The 17,698-nt window shown below is 64.1% G+C and carries 18 protein-coding genes; 2 read left to right on the forward strand and 16 right to left on the reverse strand.

Going from position 1 to position 17,698, the window contains the following annotated elements; all coding sequences use genetic code 11:
- Nucleotides 1-43: 43 nt before the first annotated feature.
- From ACIBJI_RS24325 to ACIBJI_RS24375, 11 genes are all read right to left on the reverse strand, one after another.
- Complete coding sequence (locus tag ACIBJI_RS24325) at nt 44-835, reverse strand: alpha/beta fold hydrolase (protein ID WP_397085978.1); 792 nt, start codon at nt 833-835, stop codon at nt 44-46.
- A gap of 92 nt (nt 836-927) precedes the next feature.
- Nucleotides 928-1,989, reverse strand: coding sequence for an LLM class flavin-dependent oxidoreductase (locus tag ACIBJI_RS24330; protein ID WP_397085980.1), 1,062 nt, complete (start codon nt 1,987-1,989; stop codon nt 928-930).
- Nucleotides 1,990-2,001: 12 nt separating this feature from the next.
- On the reverse strand, nt 2,002-3,858 hold the full coding sequence (locus ACIBJI_RS24335; RefSeq protein WP_397085982.1) for a hydantoinase B/oxoprolinase family protein: 1,857 nt from the start codon (nt 3,856-3,858) through the stop codon (nt 2,002-2,004).
- The gene (locus ACIBJI_RS24340) at nt 3,855-5,918 is read right to left on the reverse strand and encodes a hydantoinase/oxoprolinase family protein (RefSeq protein ID WP_397085984.1); all 2,064 of its coding nucleotides are present in this window, start codon (nt 5,916-5,918) and stop codon (nt 3,855-3,857) included. The genes ACIBJI_RS24335 and ACIBJI_RS24340 overlap by 4 nt, the downstream gene beginning before the upstream one ends.
- Before the next feature lie 39 nt (nt 5,919-5,957).
- Nucleotides 5,958-7,022 carry an LLM class flavin-dependent oxidoreductase gene (locus tag ACIBJI_RS24345; RefSeq protein ID WP_397085986.1) on the reverse strand — a complete coding sequence of 355 codons (1,065 nt, stop codon included), beginning with the start codon at nt 7,020-7,022 and terminating at the stop codon, nt 5,958-5,960.
- Nucleotides 7,023-7,127: 105 nt separating this feature from the next.
- On the reverse strand, nt 7,128-7,865 hold the full coding sequence (locus tag ACIBJI_RS24350; protein ID WP_397085988.1) for a cysteine hydrolase family protein: 738 nt from the start codon (nt 7,863-7,865) through the stop codon (nt 7,128-7,130).
- A gap of 5 nt (nt 7,866-7,870) precedes the next feature.
- Complete coding sequence (locus ACIBJI_RS24355) at nt 7,871-9,256, reverse strand: amidohydrolase family protein (RefSeq protein WP_397085990.1); 1,386 nt, start codon at nt 9,254-9,256, stop codon at nt 7,871-7,873.
- Nucleotides 9,253-9,600 carry an EthD family reductase gene (locus ACIBJI_RS24360; RefSeq protein WP_397085993.1) on the reverse strand — a complete coding sequence of 116 codons (348 nt, stop codon included), beginning with the start codon at nt 9,598-9,600 and terminating at the stop codon, nt 9,253-9,255. Before ACIBJI_RS24360 ends, ACIBJI_RS24355 begins: the two co-directional genes overlap by 4 nt.
- Nucleotides 9,597-9,995 carry a nuclear transport factor 2 family protein gene (locus tag ACIBJI_RS24365; RefSeq protein ID WP_397085995.1) on the reverse strand — a complete coding sequence of 133 codons (399 nt, stop codon included), beginning with the start codon at nt 9,993-9,995 and terminating at the stop codon, nt 9,597-9,599. Before ACIBJI_RS24365 ends, ACIBJI_RS24360 begins: the two co-directional genes overlap by 4 nt.
- Entirely contained in the window at nt 9,992-10,774 is a 783-nt protein-coding gene (locus ACIBJI_RS24370; RefSeq protein ID WP_397085997.1) for a hypothetical protein, read from the reverse strand. The genes ACIBJI_RS24365 and ACIBJI_RS24370 overlap by 4 nt, the downstream gene beginning before the upstream one ends.
- Complete coding sequence (locus ACIBJI_RS24375; protein WP_397085999.1) at nt 10,774-12,261, reverse strand: aldehyde dehydrogenase family protein; 1,488 nt, start codon at nt 12,259-12,261, stop codon at nt 10,774-10,776. The genes ACIBJI_RS24370 and ACIBJI_RS24375 overlap by 1 nt, the downstream gene beginning before the upstream one ends.
- 166 nt (nt 12,262-12,427) lie before the next feature.
- Between ACIBJI_RS24375 and ACIBJI_RS24380 the strand changes: the two genes are divergently transcribed.
- A complete protein-coding gene (locus tag ACIBJI_RS24380; protein ID WP_397086001.1) occupies nt 12,428-13,402 on the forward strand; it encodes an alpha/beta hydrolase in 975 nt (324 codons plus the stop codon).
- Nucleotides 13,403-13,496: 94 nt separating this feature from the next.
- On the opposite strand, the gene ACIBJI_RS24385 is transcribed toward ACIBJI_RS24380, so the two are convergent.
- The gene (locus ACIBJI_RS24385; RefSeq protein ID WP_397086003.1) at nt 13,497-14,189 is read right to left on the reverse strand and encodes a GntR family transcriptional regulator; all 693 of its coding nucleotides are present in this window, start codon (nt 14,187-14,189) and stop codon (nt 13,497-13,499) included.
- A gap of 235 nt (nt 14,190-14,424) precedes the next feature.
- A complete protein-coding gene (locus ACIBJI_RS24390; RefSeq protein WP_397086005.1) occupies nt 14,425-15,003 on the reverse strand; it encodes a phospholipase in 579 nt (192 codons plus the stop codon).
- A gap of 284 nt (nt 15,004-15,287) precedes the next feature.
- Between ACIBJI_RS24390 and ACIBJI_RS24395 the strand changes: the two genes are divergently transcribed.
- Nucleotides 15,288-16,019, forward strand: coding sequence for a GntR family transcriptional regulator (locus tag ACIBJI_RS24395; RefSeq protein WP_397086007.1), 732 nt, complete (start codon nt 15,288-15,290; stop codon nt 16,017-16,019).
- On the opposite strand, the gene ACIBJI_RS24400 is transcribed toward ACIBJI_RS24395, so the two are convergent.
- From ACIBJI_RS24400 to ACIBJI_RS24410, 3 genes are read right to left on the reverse strand one after another with little or no spacing between them, the layout of a single operon-like run.
- Nucleotides 16,000-16,197, reverse strand: a complete 198-nt coding sequence (locus ACIBJI_RS24400; protein WP_397086009.1) for a ferredoxin — start codon at nt 16,195-16,197, stop codon at nt 16,000-16,002. The two genes, ACIBJI_RS24395 and ACIBJI_RS24400, sit on opposite strands and share 20 nt — an antisense overlap.
- Complete coding sequence (locus ACIBJI_RS24405) at nt 16,194-17,453, reverse strand: NADH-ubiquinone oxidoreductase-F iron-sulfur binding region domain-containing protein (protein WP_397086011.1); 1,260 nt, start codon at nt 17,451-17,453, stop codon at nt 16,194-16,196. Before ACIBJI_RS24405 ends, ACIBJI_RS24400 begins: the two co-directional genes overlap by 4 nt.
- The gene (locus tag ACIBJI_RS24410; protein ID WP_397086013.1) at nt 17,453-17,695 is read right to left on the reverse strand and encodes a dihydrodiol dehydrogenase; all 243 of its coding nucleotides are present in this window, start codon (nt 17,693-17,695) and stop codon (nt 17,453-17,455) included. Before ACIBJI_RS24410 ends, ACIBJI_RS24405 begins: the two co-directional genes overlap by 1 nt.
- Between the last annotated feature and the right edge of the window lie 3 nt (nt 17,696-17,698).

Consider the following 17,698-nt stretch of genomic DNA (forward strand, 5'->3'; position numbering starts at 1 on the left):
ATTCCCTCGTCAGTCGATTGATCGACCCACAAGGGCAACATCGTCACGCGTTGTTGGCTGTGAAAAACTCGTCGAGCAGGGCTGCAAGCTCGCGCGGGCACTCCTGGGGCAGCAGGTGGCCGCCGTCGAGGAACGTCACCTTCGCATGCGGGTTCTCGATCGCCGCCCGCTCATTCACGACGTCTGCCGGGTAGATCGGGTCTGCGTCGCCACCGATGATCAAGACCGGAACGCTGGGCACGTTCTGCAGCTCCGTTGTGTAATCCTCTCGCGAGAATGTGCGCATCGACTGAGCGAGAACTGCTTTGGGAGTCGCGCCTGCATCGCTGACCAGCGGTCCGAGCACTTCGTCGGACAGCGGCCCCTTGGCGATGGAGTTCAGCAGGCCCGCGAACGCCTCCGCAGAGCTCGCAGCACCCGCCATGTGCTCGACACCTTCCTCGGTCGAGCCTTCCTCCACCAACGCCGACGGTGTGGGTGCCACTCCCACATAACCGACGACGCGCTCCGGTGCGAGGACGCGTACGTACTGTCCGTATTTCGCCCCCATGCTGTGGCCGACGACGATGAATCGGGACAGGCCGGCCGCATCGGCAGCAGCGAGAACATCCTCGGCGTAACGCCGCACGGACGACTCGATATCGTCGGCCGACGACGACCCATGGCCCCTCAGGTCGGGGATGACAAAGGTACGCCCGTCGTGCGGGAGGTGGGACAGAACGTCGCCCCACATACTTCCCGTACACGACCAGCCATGTACCAGTACCACTCCCTGCGCGCCCGTGCCCTCGGTGCGGAAGCCGATGGCGGTACCGTCCTGTGATTTCGTGATCATCACGTTCTCTCCTGTTTATGTGAACGGTCGGCGGCTGCCGCTGCAGTCACTGTCCCGGTGTTCGCTGTTGCCTGGTGACTCTCGGATCGGCATCACCGAAGATTTGGCATGATCTCCGTGCGGAACAACTCCAACGATCGGCGTACCTCGGGAGTCCGCATGCCCGCATGCCGGAAGGCCAGGGCCAGCTCCGTGATCCGACCGTTGCGGCCCGCGACGTCAGCGAGCAGCCCTTCCATCACCGCATCGGGCGTGCCGATGTACATCGGCATTCCCGGGACGAACACGAGATCTTTGATGTCTCGCAGTTTTTTCGCCTCAGGAAGGCCGGGCATGACCGGCCCCTGATCGGTCATGCCGGCCGGATGCCCTGTGTTCTCGCGGTGGTAGTTCAGCCACCAGTGGATTCCGTCTTGCGCCTCGTCCCAGGCCTGTTCGAAGGTCGGCGCGATGTGGACGGCGGTCACCTGACCAATCTGAGCTGTGGCCCGATCCCGCCCGATCTCGTCGAGAGTGTTCTCGAACACCTCCGAGGCGCAGCCGATGAGATTGTAGCCGCGCTTAGCAGCACGAGCCATGCTCTTCGGACCGTATCCGCCCCACCAGAAGGGCACGTGCTCTTGGATCGGCCGTGTGGTCTGGGTGAGGCCGTGATACTGGAAGATCTCGCCGTCGAAATCGACCACGTCCTGCTCGAAGATCTGACGGATGAGGTCCGCGGCCTCCCAGGTCCGCCTCCACGCCTGCTCTCGCTTCGTACCGAATGTCTCGTATTCGACCGGTGCCGAGCCGATGCCGACCCCGAGGTCGAGCCGCCCGTTCGAGATGATGTCCACGGTCGCGGCATCCTCGGACAGACGCAATGGGTTGTGGAACGGCAACAAACTCACAGCGGTGCCGAGGCGGATCGAACCCGTCCGGGCGGCGATGGCCGACAGGATGGGAAATGCCGAGGGGGCGTACTGATCTCGAGAGAGGTGGTGTTCGTTGAGCCAGATGCGATCGAAGCCGAGTTCCGACTCGGCCATGACCGCGTCATCGAGGTAGTCCCGGTAGACCTCGTTGATCGGATAGGGGTGGTCCGGGTGATTGCGGATGGCCATCACCATCCCGAGTCGGATGGGGGGCGTGGACGTCGATCGCTGGGAACTCAAGGCGTACTCCGATCAGGTTTCGTCGGTGAGTGTGGAATCTGCGGTGACCAGACGGATGCCGAGTCGCTCTTCGTCGACCTCGATCCGGATGTCGGGCTGCGGTCCGTCGCGAAGAGAGCTGGTGGCCGCTTCGTCAACGGTGCCGGTGCGATCGTCGATGACCACTCCGTAGATCGTGCGAGCAGCTTCGGCACTGACGTAACCGTTGCGGACATCGTCGGCGACGGCTTCGGGGTCTCGATCGAATGGCCGACCGACACCGCCACCACCGGAGCTGAGCTTGATCAACTCGTCACCGGGAAGGAAATCTTGCATCCGGTGCGGCTTGACCCGGATGAGCTCACCGTCGCGGCGCAGGAATGTGCGCGACGGAGGTGCCGAGGCGCCACCGAGAACACCGGCCGGCAGCATGGCGTCACCGTCCGAGCTACCGGTTGCCATCTTGCCGCCGCTGCCCTCATTCGTTGCGCGCCAGTCGATGCCGCAACCACCACGCCATCGACCGGCTCCGGAGAAGTCCGGTACCGCGGCGATCTGGGTGATGAGCCACGGGAACCGGATCTCGGCTTCTTCGACATTGCCCCGGATGACCGAACCGAGGGTGCCCATCGCTGTGGGGCCGTGCCAGCCGTCGTGTCCCCAGACCGCACCTTGGCTACCGTCGTAATCGAAGGTGGTTCGCACATACGGCCTGCCCGTACGGGGGTCCTGACCGTTGGTGTAGTCACCGCGATGTTTACCCCAGCCCGCCATGGCACGATCGGGTCGTGCCTTGGCCAGGGCGAGTGTCACCGCCTCCATGGTGATGGTCCCGAGCGCCACGGGGTTCCCGCCGACCGTGGCGGGGTACCGCGCATTGGTGACGGTTCCCTTGGGCACGATGACGTCGATGGGACGCAGCGACCCCTCGTTGTGGTAGTCGGCGAGAGCCGGGTCGAACAACAGGATCGCCGACGCCACAGCGGTTCCGTAGGTGGTGGCATAGACCCGGTTGATGAAGCCGGGTCGCTGACCGTCACTCCGTGAGAAGTCGATCGTCATGTCTTCACCGTCGATGGTGAGATCGACTCGTACCCAGACCGGTTCGTCGAGAACGGTACCGTCGTCGTCGGTGGCGGCTTCACCTTGATAGGTGCCGTCCGGTATGCGGGCAATCTCCGCTCGGATCGCGTTCTCGGTGCGGTCCATCATCTGTTCGATGGTGGAGAGGACGACGTCGCGTCCGTAGCGCGACAGCAGTTGCTGAACGCGGGTCTCCATGAACGAGGTCGTTGCGATCATCGACTTGCAGTCGATGCGCATCTCGTCCTTATACCGGACGTTGTTGAAGATCAGTTCGAAGACGTCGGTGCGCTCCTCGCCGCCGGCCACCACCCTGGTGGGCGGGATGCACAGGCCTTCGGCATGGATGTCGTAGGCGTTGGGGAAATAGCCTCCGGGGTAGGAACCCCCGGTGTCCATCACGTGACCGCGAACGAGGGTGAAGAAGAGTAGCTCACCCTCGAAGAAGATCGGGCGGATGAACCCCCAGTCGGGCAGGTGCGGACTGTGTCCGCCGTTGAACGGATCGTTGGTCAGGATGACGTCCCCAGGGTGCAGGTCGTCACCGAACCGCTCGAGGATGTCCTCGATGGCGAACTTCGTGCCGAGGAACTGCGACGGCAGGCCTTCGGGCATCGCAACGGTGGCGCCGTCGGCGCGCCAGAGCCCGACGCTGACGTCTTTGAGTTGCGCCATCAGGAAGCTCTGTGCCGTGCGCTCGATCATGTGGCGCATCTCGCGACATGAGGTCTGCAGGGAATGCCAGATCGTGGAGATGGTCGTCGGATCGATCTCGACCTCTGTGTGCGCGGGAACGGTGGTGGTCATGACTGTGCCTCCAGGAGAAGATTGCGCTGAGCGTCGACACGGCATGTGAAAGTGCGCGGCACCAGCACCGTGGTCGTCGTTGAGTCGACAAGAGCCGGCCCGACGATGACGTGCCCGGGAGCGAGCTTGAGCCCGTCGTAAGCGCGGATCTCGGTCATCGCCCCATCGATGAACGCCCGACGAGCCGGACGCAGAGCGACGTCGGACGTGGTGTCCACATCGGCTTCGGTGGCCAACTTCAACGGGAAGGGCCGGACCACGGTCGCGCGCAGGTTGTATGCGAGGAGTTCGACGGTGCGCCAGCGCAGGGCATAACCGTAGAGCCGCTCATGCGTTTGGTGCAGCCGTTCGATGACCGTGGCGAAGTCGCCGGCCTGCAGATCCTCGTCCATGACCTCGATGGACAATTCGTGGAACTGGCCCTGGTAGCGCAGGTCGACGGTGCGCACGGTCGACATGGAACCGACCGCCAAACCCGAACGCCGGAAATTCGCCGCCGCTTCGGTTTCCAGCTCGGTGAAGACATCGCGGGCGTGATCGACGTCTACTTGACCGCCGAGGCTGGCATTCGATCGTGTCAACTCCTGGCCGGGGTCCATGGTCATCATCCCGAACGCACTCAACGCCGCTGACATCTGCGGGAAGATGACCGTAGGGATCCCGAGGCGCTCAGCGATCGGAGCCGAGTGCAGACCTCCGGCTCCGCCGCCGGCGACGAGCGTGAGCGACCGTACGTCATGTCCGCGCCGAGTGCATATCTCGGTCACCGCATCCGCCATGACCGCGGTTGCGGTCTCGAACGCGGCGGCCGCTGTGGAGGTGGCGTCGAGCCCCAAGTGGGTTCCGACCTTCGCCAGCGCATCGGTGGATCGGGTGCGGTCCAGCGACATGTCCCCGCCCAGGAAGTAATCCGGGTCCAGATATCCCAGCACGAGATCCGCGTCGGTGACGGTGGGAAGGTCGGACCGGCCGTACGCGGCGGGGCCGGGATCCGCGCCCGCGCTGGACGGACCGACCCGGATCAGACCCAGAGCATCGACCCAGATGATCGAACCGCCACCCGCGCCGATGGTCTCGACGTCGACGATCTTGATAGCGACGCGTTCGTCACCGACCCAGCTCTCGGTCGTGGTAGGGACCTTACGGTCGCGAATGAGGCAGAGGTCGAAGCTCGTGCCTCCCATATCGACCTCGAGAACGTCACCCTGATCGTGTTCCTCCGCGACCGCGAGGGCAGCGAACGGCGCCGCCGCCGGCCCCGAGGTGATCAGATGCACGCCCTTGTCAGCGCACTCGTCGATGGTCTGCATCAGTCCGCTCGCGAGCATGATCAACAACGGTGCCGCCAGTCCCTGGTCGCGGAGTGTCTCCTCGAGCTCCCGCAGGTACTGCTGAACTGTCGGGCCGATGTAGGCGCTGACCGCGGTCGTAGAGAACCGCTCGAACTCTCGCCATGCGGGTAGGACGTCGCTCGACGTCACCACGTGGATGTCGGGGTACTTCTCGGCGACGATCTCCCTGGCCCGGGCCTCGTGTACCGGGTTGGCATACGAGTGCAGGAACCCGATGGCAATCGAGGTGCAACCGTCGGCGACGAGCCGCTCGGCGGCATCCGCCACCGCGCTCTCGTCGAGGGCGGTCCGCACCTCCCCGGTGTATGACATCCTCTCGGTGACACCGAGGATGCGTGATCGGTCGATGAGTGGACGGTACGGATCCTGGAACTGGTCGAACATCGACCGATTGCGGTGCTTGATTCCGCGGCGCATGGGCAACACCTCCCGAAACCCCTCGGTGGTGATGAAGCCCGCCCGCGCACCGCGTCCGGTTAGCAGGACGTTCGTGGCCAGGGTCGTTCCGTGAACCAGCAGCCCCAGACTCTTCAAGAACGCAGGCGGGGATTCCTGAAAGCCCCCGGCGGCCTTGGCGAGCACGTTGAGCACTCCGGTGACAGGATTGTCCGGCGTCGTCGAGCTCTTGAAGATGTGTAGACGGTTGTTCTCATCCTGCACGACACAGTCGGTGAAGGTCCCGCCGACGTCGATACATACCTGGCGCATAACTGTTGTCAGCCTCTCCGATGAAGTTTGTTGTGGTACTCAGGCGAAGTTCGGAAGAACGTGCTCACCGAACGCCCGAATCGACTGCATCACCGTCTCGTGCGGCATCCCGTCGATACGCAGTGCGATGCGGTCGTAACCCATGAGTTCCATCCGCTTGAAGCGGTCGACGAGGAAGTCGGGTGTGCCCACCGAGATGTAAGGTGCGCGGTCGATGATGTAGTCGAGGTCGTCGCGTCGTTCGTAGATCGCCTCGATTTCGCGCATGTATTCATAGCCAGCGCCCTGTTTGGCCAGGCGGCTGAACATCTTCGTCACCGTCTCCAGAATCGCCTCGACGGTCGCAGATGCTTCTCGGAGTGCTTGTTCTCTGCTGGAACTGACGTGCGCGGCAAAGCAGAAACCCATCACACCGTTGTTGACCGACGCCCCACCGATCGGCTTCGCCTGCGCCACGGCTCGTCGATAGGTGTCGGCGGCCTCCTGGACGTAATCCCACCCACCCGGAAGGCTGTTACCACTGATGACGCCCAACCCCAGCGAGCCGGCGACCTCATGCCCCGACAGACTGGTCGAGGCGTACCACAGCGGCGGGTGGGGACGCTGCACCGGTTGCGGACTGATCGTGGTCTTCGGGATCTGCCAGAACGCACCATCGTGATCGACCTCGCCATCGACCATCGCCGAGATCACGATCCCCAGAGCCTCTTCCCAGCGATCACGCGTCGTCGCCGGGTCGACGCCGAATGCACGCATGGTCGGCAGGTCGTTCGATCGGGCAGTACCGAGTTCGAATCGCCCCTTGGAGATGATGTCGAGGGTCGCCGCTTTCTCCGCCACGCGAATCGGGTGGTGGATCGGAAGCACGGCGGACGCCCAGATCAGGCGGATCACACTGGTACGCGCGGCCACTGCCGCCTGGATGATCTCGCTGGCCGGGATCGTGGTGGTCCCACTGCCCGGATCGAAATGCTGCTCTGCAGTGGCATAGAACTCGAATCCGGATTCCTCCGCGCACACCGCCTCGTCGATGATCTCGGTGTACCGCTGCTGCGGTGTCACACCAGCAGAACAGTGGGCCCCTTGCAGTAGTCCGAAGCGCATTGGTTCTCTCCTCGTCGTGCGATACCCCGCGGCGGAGTGTTGTTTTATAGCCTATAACCTATTTGCTGACAGTGCAGCGGAATGGCGAAACCTCGTCCTGGCGTATCACGGAACCGAGGGAGCCCGGAATCCGCTCAGGTAGTTAGACCCCTCGGCTGCTGACCACACCGACCCATACTTGAGCCAGACGTCGAACAATGTGAGGTCGTGGGATGCCGTGATCCTGTCGGCGACACAGTCGCCCAGCACGATCACCTGATAACCGCGAGCGGCAGCGTCGACGACTGTCGCCCGCACACAGCCGCTCGTCGATAGTCCGGTCACCACCAGGGTGTCGACCCCCCGCTGACGCAGTTGATCGTCGAAATCCGTGCCGTAGAACACACTGGCGGCGGTTTTGGTCACCAGGACATCATTGTCGTCGCGGCCGAGCTCCTCCACGAGTTCGGTCCCGCGCGAACCCAACACGAATCCCGTACCGTTGCCACGCTTCTGAGCGAACGGGTTCCGCTCGGCTTCTGACGCCGGATAGCCGATGCGGGAGAGGAACACGGGGATCTCGCTCGCTCGCGCACGCTCGAGAACCGGAAGGGTGGTCCGTAGTGCCTGCCATGCGGCAGCACCACCTGCCGAGGGCCAATCGGACAGTTGCTCCACGATCGGCCGGTCGTCGCCGACGTAGGCGTACTGGAAATCGACGAGCACCAGAGCCGGATGGGAACCGGCCTGCACCTGCCGACCATAGCCGGCCGCCAGAACGACTGCCCTGTCCTGATCCGACAGGTGATCTCGCCAGGCCGGCACCAGTTCTAGCCCGTCGGGAACCCGCGATCCTTCGGCCACCTCGCTCACCGCACGCTGCCTGCAGCGTGCGCGATACCACGGGGCACGAAAGCGCCCAGATCCTCTGACACGAGTTCCCCTCCGCGGAGCAGCGGGCGCCCACGCAGGAAGCTCGAGTGCACGGCCAGCGGCGAGCGCAGGCCCTCGTACACGGAGTAGCCAGAGGTGTTGTGCTGCGTCTTACCGTCGACTACGGTCTCGGCTCGCAGATCGACCAGGGTCAGATCTGCGAGACTACCCACGGCAACAACACCTTTCGACGGATACATGCCGAAGATCCGTGACGGCTCGGCCGAGAGCACCCGAACGAGTTCGCAGATGTCACCTCCTGCCTGATGGATTGCGCGCCAGGTCGAGACGATGAGCGTCTCGGTACCCGGTGCGCCCATCGGTACCGCCCACACGTCGTCCAGCTGCTTGTCGGCGGCGGTGTACGGGGCATGGTCAGACCCGACGACCTGAACCTGTCCAGCCAGGATCGCAGCGACCATCGCCTCCTGTTGGCCACGCTCGCGGAGCGGAGGCGCGATCTTGGCCAGGACGCCGAGCCGCTCGAAGTCGTCGACAGACAGGTTGAGGTACTGAGGACATGATTCGACGATGACGTTCTGTCCGCGCGCCCGCGCGATGCCGATCTCGGCCAACGCTTCTCCACAGGACACGTGCACGAAGTAGGGCACGGACCCGGCCTTTTCGGCGATCAAGAGGGCTCGGCGCGTCGCCTCGGCCTCCACCCACGCGGGCCGCCCGTCCGCGAGGGCACGCACCGTCTGCTTGCACTTCAGCCCGGCCTCCAGCTTGTCCGCGAGGTCGCCGGCTTCGGCATGGATCATCGGCTGACCGCCGAGGGCGTGGATTGTCTGCATCGCTTCCAGCATCATGCCGTCGTCGATCTGCATCCCACGAGCGCGGTAGGCCATGAACATCTTGAACGAACTAATGCCCATGTCGACGAGCTTCGGCAGGTCCTCGAGGGTGTTGGGCTCGTCGGTGATGGCCAGATGGAAGCCGTAATCGACGGCAGCACCGCCGGCAGCTTCCTGGACGAACATCTCCGCCCGCTCCAGCGGTCGCATCGGCGACACCTTCATGCCCATGATGAACGCCAACACCGTGGTAATGCCGCCGTACGCCGCCGATCGGGCCATCTGAGCGAAATTGTCCGAGTGCTTGGTGAGGGTCCGGAAGTGTGTGTGCGCGTCGATGATCCCGGGCAGCACATGGAGTCCCGTGGCGTCGACGACTTCGGTGGCCGGCAGCGGTGCGGCGTCTGGGTCGGCGAGTGCCGCGATGTGGCCATCCGAGATGTAGACGTCGGCCCGGATCGCCGCGTATTCATTGACCACGGTGCCTCCGCGGATGACAAGATCAAAAGTCTCTGTGGTGCTCATGTATTGGCGTCCTCTTGTGGGATCTCGGCGATGTGGAGAGTGCTGTAGCGGACCGTCGGCGGCCCCGCGTCGTAGAAGTTGTGAGCGTCCGAACGGACCTGGGCGACGGAAGGATCAGCGAAAGCGGCCCGAGCTTGTTCGAGGGAGTCCCAGTACTGATTGGTGACGGCGAACACGTCCGGTTCCGTTGCCCGAACCTGGTCGACCACCACTTCCACCTCGATACGCCGGACCCCGAGCGCACCGAACACACGAGCTGCCAGGGGAACGTGGTGACCCAGGTAGTAGTCGGTGTCGAACCGAACGTCACCTCGTCGCGGATAGGTCAGAGTGACCTTGATCATGAGTCCTCGCTCCTCGTCACCCATTTCTGGAACGTGCTCTTGCTGACGATGCGCAGGCCATCGAAGGCGAACACGTCGATCCCGTCTCGCTGTACCTCGCCGCCGTCAGGAAGCGGCATCGTGAAGGTCCATTCGGAGAAGCCACGATCCTGTACAACGTGGTGGCGTGCGCCGATCCATCGAGCCCCCGGGAGTTCGCGGAGACCGTCGGCGACTCGCGCTCGCACCGCCGACCAGCCGATGAATCGCTCTCCACAGGTCTCCGGGCCTGCAAAAGAGAGGAACTCACACTCCGGCGACATCAACGCCATGATCGCGTCCACATCGTGTCGGTTGTAGGCATCGCCGAATTCGGCCAAAACTTGAAGCCGCTTCAACGTGAGCGAGTCCGTCATCGGCGTCGCCCCGACAGGTGGTCGATGTTCCTGATGATGCGCGGCGAATCCGCCATCGCATCGGGTGCCAGCGTGGACGTCAACCACCAGGCTGCGCAGGTGTTCGGGGACAGCAGCGGTGCGCGAGTGTTTCCATACAGCTGATCCATGGCCACGGCAGTGGCCATCCCGGTCCCCGACAGGATGATGGACTCGGCCTCGGTCTGCGCCAGTTGCCGGACGGCTGAGATCACCTCGTCGGTCCGGATGGTGTAAATCGAGTTCCCGGTACTCGCGGAAACGACGTCGGTGACGACGTAGCCGTACGAGGTCCAGTAGTCGACGGCGGCTCTGGTGAGCCATTCCGGATAGGGACTCACCAGAGCGAGACTTGTGATCCCTGCCCGCTCCAGTACGGTTCTGACTGCCCCAGCGGCGGTTTGGACGTGAGGTGCTCCGCTGGACCGCATCCGTGTGAGCAGGTCCTGTTCGCCCGGCGCTCCCACCAGATAGCTGCATCCGGTGCACGCGAACAACAGGGCATCGAGTCGCATTCCCCCGAACGAGTCCGACGCGTCCGCCAGGGCATCGACATATCCCAGGAACCGCTCTCGCAGACCAATACTGGTGTCCTCCGCGTTGCGACCCGGCATCCGTGTCGCGTGTAGCGACATGCCCTCGGCCAGCAATGCGCCGAGTTCGGGCTCCACAGTGGTGTTCGCCGGTGGCGTGAGTAGGCCCACGACGCCGCGATGGCTCAGAGGCCCCCGAGCCGAGGTCGTCGGTGCGTCGGCTGCCATCACAGCTTGATGAACATCGTCTTGGTCTCCATGAAGCTGGAGACGATTCCGGCGGAGCCGTACTCGCGGCCGAGTCCGCTCTGCTTGTAGCCACCGAACGGCACTCCGACCTGCGGCACGGTGGCCACGGTCGTGTTGCCCATCACCATTCCGGCGCGCACTTCCTTGAGCATTCGCAGCAGACGTGCGCTGTCTCGGGTCCAGATGGTCGCCTTCAGTCCGTACTCGGTCCCGTTCGCCAGTTCGATGGCATGGCGTTCGTCGGCGAACGGGGTGATCGCGAGAACAGGGCCGAAGACTTCCTGCTGGGCAAGCCGTGAGTCGGGTGCGACGTCGTCGAAGATCGTAGGGGTCACGAAGTGCCCATGCGCATAGGCGCCTTCGGTCAAGACCTCGCCGCCGATGATCAACGTGGCCCCGTCTTCCTTGGCCCAGGCAACGTGGGTGCGGAAGCCGTCGAGTTGAGCGGACTGGGCCAACGGACCCATCGTGGTCGACGGGTCCAGCGGGTAGCCGACGACCACGTTCTCGGCCACACGGCGAGCACGGCTGACCATCTCCGTATGAACGGACTCGTGGACGAGCAGTCGTGACCCTGCCGTACACACCTGGCCCGCCATCTGGAAGATGCTCGAGAAGATCGCTGCCTCAACGGCATCGAGGTCCGCATCATCGAACACGACGATCGGCCCCTTACCCCCGAGTTCGAGTGTCAATCGCTTGATCGTCTCCGCACCGTCACGCATGATGGCGCGACCCGTGGCCGTTGATCCGGTGAAGGCGACCTTGTCCACGTCGTTGCTCAAAACCAAGGCGCGGGACACTTCGGTGGAGGTTGTCGACACGAGCTGCAAGGCGTTCGGGGGTAACCCGGCATCGAGGAGGATCCGAGCGACCTCGATCGCGGTCCCGGTACTCAGCTCCGACGGCTTGAGTACGACCGTGCAACCAGCCGCCAACGCATACGGCACCTTGGCCGTCACGAGGTTGACCGGGAAGTTGTACGAGGTGATGGCCGCGACCACACCGACGGGCTCGTACACGACGAGGGCGATGCCCTCGTCGCTCTCTCTGGTCACCGCCTCCCCGCGGAGGTCGAAAACCGCTCCGGCGCAATAGTCCAGAGCCATCGCAAGTTGGTCGACCTCGCGCGCCGCGTCGCCAATCGGCTTGCCGACCTCGCGCGCGACGAGTTCGCTCAACGAGCCGCGTCGGTCGCGCGCGATCTCAGCGGCCTTTCGGAACACGGCGGCTTTGCCGGCGCTGTTCATGCGGGGCCAGCTCCCGTGGTCGAACTCGTGGCGCGCTGCCGCAATGGCTTCCGCCACATCAGCCACAGCAGCGTCCGCGTGGATCCCGACCAAGGTTCCGTCCGCCGGGCTACGACGCTCGAACGTAGTTCTCGTCGACGCCTCTCGCCACTCGCCCGCTATCCACAACATCGTCGGATTCACCGAAATCTGTGGAAGCGAGTCCAAGTCGGTCATGCGCCGCTCCTTTGTCTCCACCACCTCAGCCGACATCAATCGACGGGTAGCGCCTACATTCCATAGCCTATAATCTGACAGAGTAGCGGCCCGATTCTCGAGTTGCAAGGGTTCACGCTCGCAACCGAAGTGGCGTACACCGCCGGTCAACAGTGAGGAAGATGTCATGGCACGAACAACTGGCTCATGGATCGAGGGCGTAGTGGGTGCACCACTGCCGACGTCAGAGCCCCTGCGCGTGGCGATCCACGGAATTGCCAACCGTCGCGCCTTCTACGAAACACTCGCTCCGGCGGCCGATCCCCCCGGTGCCGTGGTCGTCGACGATGCGGTGACCCTACGAAACGGTTCGACCACCCTGACCGGCGAACTGTATCGACCGTGCGATGACCAGGGGCAGCCGACGCCGGACACACTGCCTGTCTTCCTATTCCTGCACGGTGGCGGATTCTGCATCTGGAATGCTCGGATGGTGCGACGCGCCGCTATGCGGATCGCGGCAGCGGGGTTCGTGGTGCTCAGCATCGACTATCGATTGGCCCCCGAGAACCCCTTCCCTGCGGCGCTCGAGGACACGGTCTACGCGGCTCACTGGCTCCGACAGAACGCCGAACGCCTCGGGATCGACCTCGCGAAGGGCTTGAGCATCGGTGGGGATTCCTCCGGCGCCAACCTCACCGCCGCGGCGACGTCCTACTTCCTCAGCGGCATGACGTCACTCACCGCAGCTGAACACCAGGACGCCACGCCGCTGCCGATCCATCAGATACTCCTGCTGTGCGGGATCTTCGATCTCGGGAAACGTTTGGTGGAGAAGACATCCGGGCCCGGGACGACAGAGGTGATGGTCAACCTCGCCTACCTCGGACCCCAGTTCCTCACCAAGCACTCGGATCCACTGGTCAGCCCCGCCCGTGCGGACAACGTCGACGACTTCCCACGGACATTCATCGCCTGCGGCTCTGCGGACAGCACCCTGCCCCAGTCGCTCGCTCTCACCGCAACGCTCGCCGACGCGGGCGTCGACGTCACACTGTCGGTGTTCGCAGGCGGTGACCACGAGATGCTGCTTCTTGCCGAGAACCAGCTTCCGGGGGTCGACGCCGAATGGTCTCGTATCCTCGCGTGGTTGTCTGCGTGACCTGAGACGGGAGGCGTCTGCACACGCCTCCCGCTCCCGGGGTCCGGCGGGCCGATCATTTGCTCGGAGTCCGCGGCCAGGAGACGCAGCGAGACTACGACGCCGTCATCGTGGCTGCGGACTGGGCACGCTCCACGATCAATTCGACTTCCGATTCGACGTGGCGGCGCATCTCGGCGACCGCGGTGTCCACATCCCCGGTCGTGAGCGCCAGCGCCATGGCCCGATGACCATCGTGGTCGGTGCGATCGGACTGCGCTCGGAACACGTAGTGGTACCGATCCGTGCGGTCCCACAGGCTGTCGAGTTGGTTCACCAGGACCTGATTGCCGCCACTGGTGTAGACAACCCGATGGAACTGCCGCTCCGCCACGACCGGGTCACTCGCCCACAGCCCTTCGTCGTCGGCGGCACCGGTGATCGCGGCTCGCGACGCCTCGGTGAGATTCGCGGCAGCTTCCCGGATGGAGAATTCATCGAGCCGTCCACGTACCGCGAAGATCGACTTCACTTCGCTGATCACCACCGGGGTCACCGTGACATCGCGATGGGCGCGAACACGGACCAGTCCTTCGGCCTCGAGTCGCTGCAGCGCTTCGCGCAAGGGCGTCGCACTGAGTTGTAGATCGTCGGCCAGCGCAGCCTGATTCAGCTGCGTGCCCGGCGCGATGGCTCCCGACAGGATGTAGTCCCGCAGCAAACGGTAAGCGCTGTCGACTTTGCTGCTGTAGGGGATTCTCGCAGCGCCGATGCCGCTCTCCCCCGCATTACCGATCGACTCCGCCATGCCCATCCCTCCGTTACGCCATCCCGACGCGCCCCATCGCTGTCGATCCCACAGCCACATCACCGATTTCGAGCTGCAGGCCGACTGACCAGTTCGCGATCCGACACCCACCGAATGCCAGCACCCGATCAATCCTAACCGTTGGCCGGGTTCTGACGCGTCACGCATGGTGATGTCGCGATCTTTCGCACGAGCGAACTCCGGACCCAGTGCGGTCCACGTGCCGTCGTGGGTCTTACGCGTTGATCTGCGGTTCCCGCTTCAACAGAGGCGCCTCACCGATCGCGTACCGGTACGACTCCTGGATGAGGTTCCACACGACTTCGAGCTCCTCGTCGTCGCGCGGGGCGTACACCATCACAGCCCCCGGCGAGGCCAGACCGAGCCACACCACGATGTGCGGCTCAGCCCAGCCTCCGGCTATGGCGAACACTGCGATTTCGAGCGGAAGATGCAGGTGCAGGCTTGCATCAGGATGCGGGTGCAGATGGGCGAATTCACGTTCGATGATGAATGCATCCGCAGGCCCGATGGTCGGCGGGTTCTCGAGCCACAACGCGGTGGCGCCGGGAATCGAGATCTTACTGTCGACCGGCACCACGCCGGGCAATTGCGTGAAACACCGATACCTCAGTTCATCCCACAAACGGGCGTCGCCGTGCTGCGTGACCTGTTGATGGGGCTCGGTGTTGGTGGTCTCGGGTTTCACTCCCTCCCGCTGAGGGAAGATCTGGGCGAAGACGCTGAGGTCCTTGTCGTGCCTGGGGACGAACCCCTCGAGCGGTGGGATGGTGTGTCCGATCGGCTTGACCACTGCGAGCCTCTCCTTCTTCGTCGGGTTGCGCCGACCGGACCGCATGGCGGCCACTGACCCGGCACTCTTGCAGCATCGTCGGCATCCACCCCAGAACTCGGGCGGAAGCCATATTTTATAGACTGTAACCTGTAAGGCGCAAGAAACGGCTATTTGTAGGGCCGGACCGCGGTGGCCGAGGTCTCCGGATTCCCGGCCCGACATCGTATAGTCTGTAATCAGTCGGCGGCCCTGAGCCGCCTTCTTCAAATTGAATGTTCTCGCCGGGAGGATGGCGTCACCCGATGCAGCGGTATCAGAGCAAGGCGAGTGTCGCGTACACCGTTATTCGCGACCAGATACTCGATGGCACGTTGGTCGCGGGGAGTGTGCTCAACCAAGAGCAGGTCGCGGCGAACCTGGGCATCAGCACGACGCCGGTACGCGAGGCCCTGAGACGCCTGGAGAGCGAAGGGTTCGTCCGCATGCCGGCACATCGTTATGCGACGGTGGCCTCGTTGGATCTCAGCGAATTCCTGCCGTTGTTCGATGTCCGCGCCGAACTCGACACGATGGCGGCCGGATACGCCGCTGTCCACCATCTCGAACGCGATCGCATCGCGATGCGCGCGGCGGTGGACGCGCTCGACGACCATCCGGACGACCGGATCCGTGCGATGCGAGACTTCTACTCGTCCATCTACCACGCATCGCACGACCCGATCCTCATCGATCATCTGACGGCATTGTGGGACCAGTCCAACAGGTATCAGCATGCGCTGCGCGATTACTCGTTGACCTTTCCGCACATGTACCGCGACATCGTTGCGGCTGTGGAATCCGGAGATCCGGCGCGCGCAGAACTCTCGATGCGAACCCATCTCGATGAGGCGAGAGCAGCGATAAACCACACCATCGAGGCACGGGACAACGCCCCGAAGACCTCCGCTGACGCCAAAGAGGAGAAGACCCGGGCAGGAGGTTCGCCCGGGCGCGGTTCGACGCGATCGCGGGCCGCTACGTCACCAGCGAGATAGCCCGCTTCGGGCACGCGGCGACCGCGGCTTGCGCCTTGTCCATCTCGTCCGTAGGGATGGTGTCGGTCAGCGTCAACTGTGCGTAACCGAACTCGTCGAGTTCGATCGCTTCCCGGTACTCATCGGCGCACGTTCCATATCCGTCGCAGAGGGTGCGATCGAGGCGGAGTTTGGTCATGTCGGATCCTTCACATCAGAGACAAGGTGTACATCGGCGGTTGCCGAGATGAAAGCGTGGTGATCGGCGTCATGACACCGCGAGCATCGCCCGCCCGACGCATGGAGTGCGACGTCAAAAGGGAATTCGCGCAGCAATGCGCCGGCCGTCTGAGCGGCTCCGTCGAGTAGGGAACACGCTCCACGACCTTTGAGCGTCTCCGACCACCGTTGGAGTCGGGTCACATCCTCGGGTTCGGGCGCACTGTCGGCGAGCCGCTGTGCGGCGCTCGCCATCGCCGCGGTTCCCTTCAAACAGCTGCCACACTGTCGACTGCTCGCACCGGCGAAGAAGTCCAGTACCGCCGCTGCGATCCCGACCCCGCACCGATTGGGGCCGAGCACCAGCATGGCCGAGCAGCCCAGACCTGTTCCCTCCCGTCGGAGTTCGTCGAAGTCCAGCGAGAGGTCGAGAGCGCGGCGACCGACGAGACCGGCGAAATAGCCCCCGAGCATGACGCCGCGCAGGTCACCCGGCGCCCCAGACCGTGTCAACATCTCTTTGAGCGGTGTACCCAGACGCGCCTCGTAGAGGCCGGGATGCGCGCAGTCACCGCTCACGGTGACCAGCGCGGTTCCGTACCGCGGCAGACTCTCGCCCGGTTGTCGCGCCAACCACGCTGCGCGGGCCAGGGTTTCCACGTTCTGGACCAGAGTGGGCCGGCCGTCGACGCCTCGTTCGAACGGACGAGGGGGCTTCTCGCTCGGCAGCGCGGGCCCACCGCTGAGAGCACGTACGCAAGCACTCTCCTCACCCGCCACGTACTCTCGTGCGACCCGGAAGACCTCTACCCCGTCGGCATCAGAACGCTCCGTCAACGCTGAACGCACCGCGATCTCGGCGTCGACATCAGACAGATAGATGATCCCTCGACCGGCTCCGACAGCCTCGATGGCGAGTAGGAGCCCGTCGATGACCAGGTGCGGTCGAAGTCGCAGCAGATACCGGTCTTTCACCGAGAGCGGCTCGCCTTCCTCACCGTTTGCCACCACCACTCGAGGCGCATCCGCCGCTGCGACCGCGCGCCACTTGCGGTGGGCCGGGAACCCCCCGCCGCCGCGTCCGCGGAGGTCATCGCCCTCCAGACGATCGATCAGTTCTTCGCCACGCGCCGAGACAACACCGGTGGTGGACAGATAGTCCTGCCACGTCTCCCTCTCACTGCGGTGCTGCAAGAGCCGATCATCCGCCCCGGCGTGCAGGATGGCGCCGAGCATCAGGATCCCTCCGGCCCGTATGGAGTTTCGAGGAGCTTCGAGAACGTCTCGGAGGTCTGCCAGGTAAGACTCTCCAATTCGAGCGGATCGAGGCGGATGGAGTAACCCAGTCGCGGCGAATGTATCTCCAGTCGCTCACCGTTGCGGGTGTGCACTTTCCTCACCCTGATCGTTGCGAACTCGTTGCTGATCTGGACGGGTTCGCCGTACTCGACGGCATCGTCCTGAGTTGAATCAGCCATGTC

This window comes from Nocardia sp. NPDC050408 (assembly GCF_044458905.1).
GTDB lineage: Bacteria > Actinomycetota > Actinomycetes > Mycobacteriales > Mycobacteriaceae > Nocardia.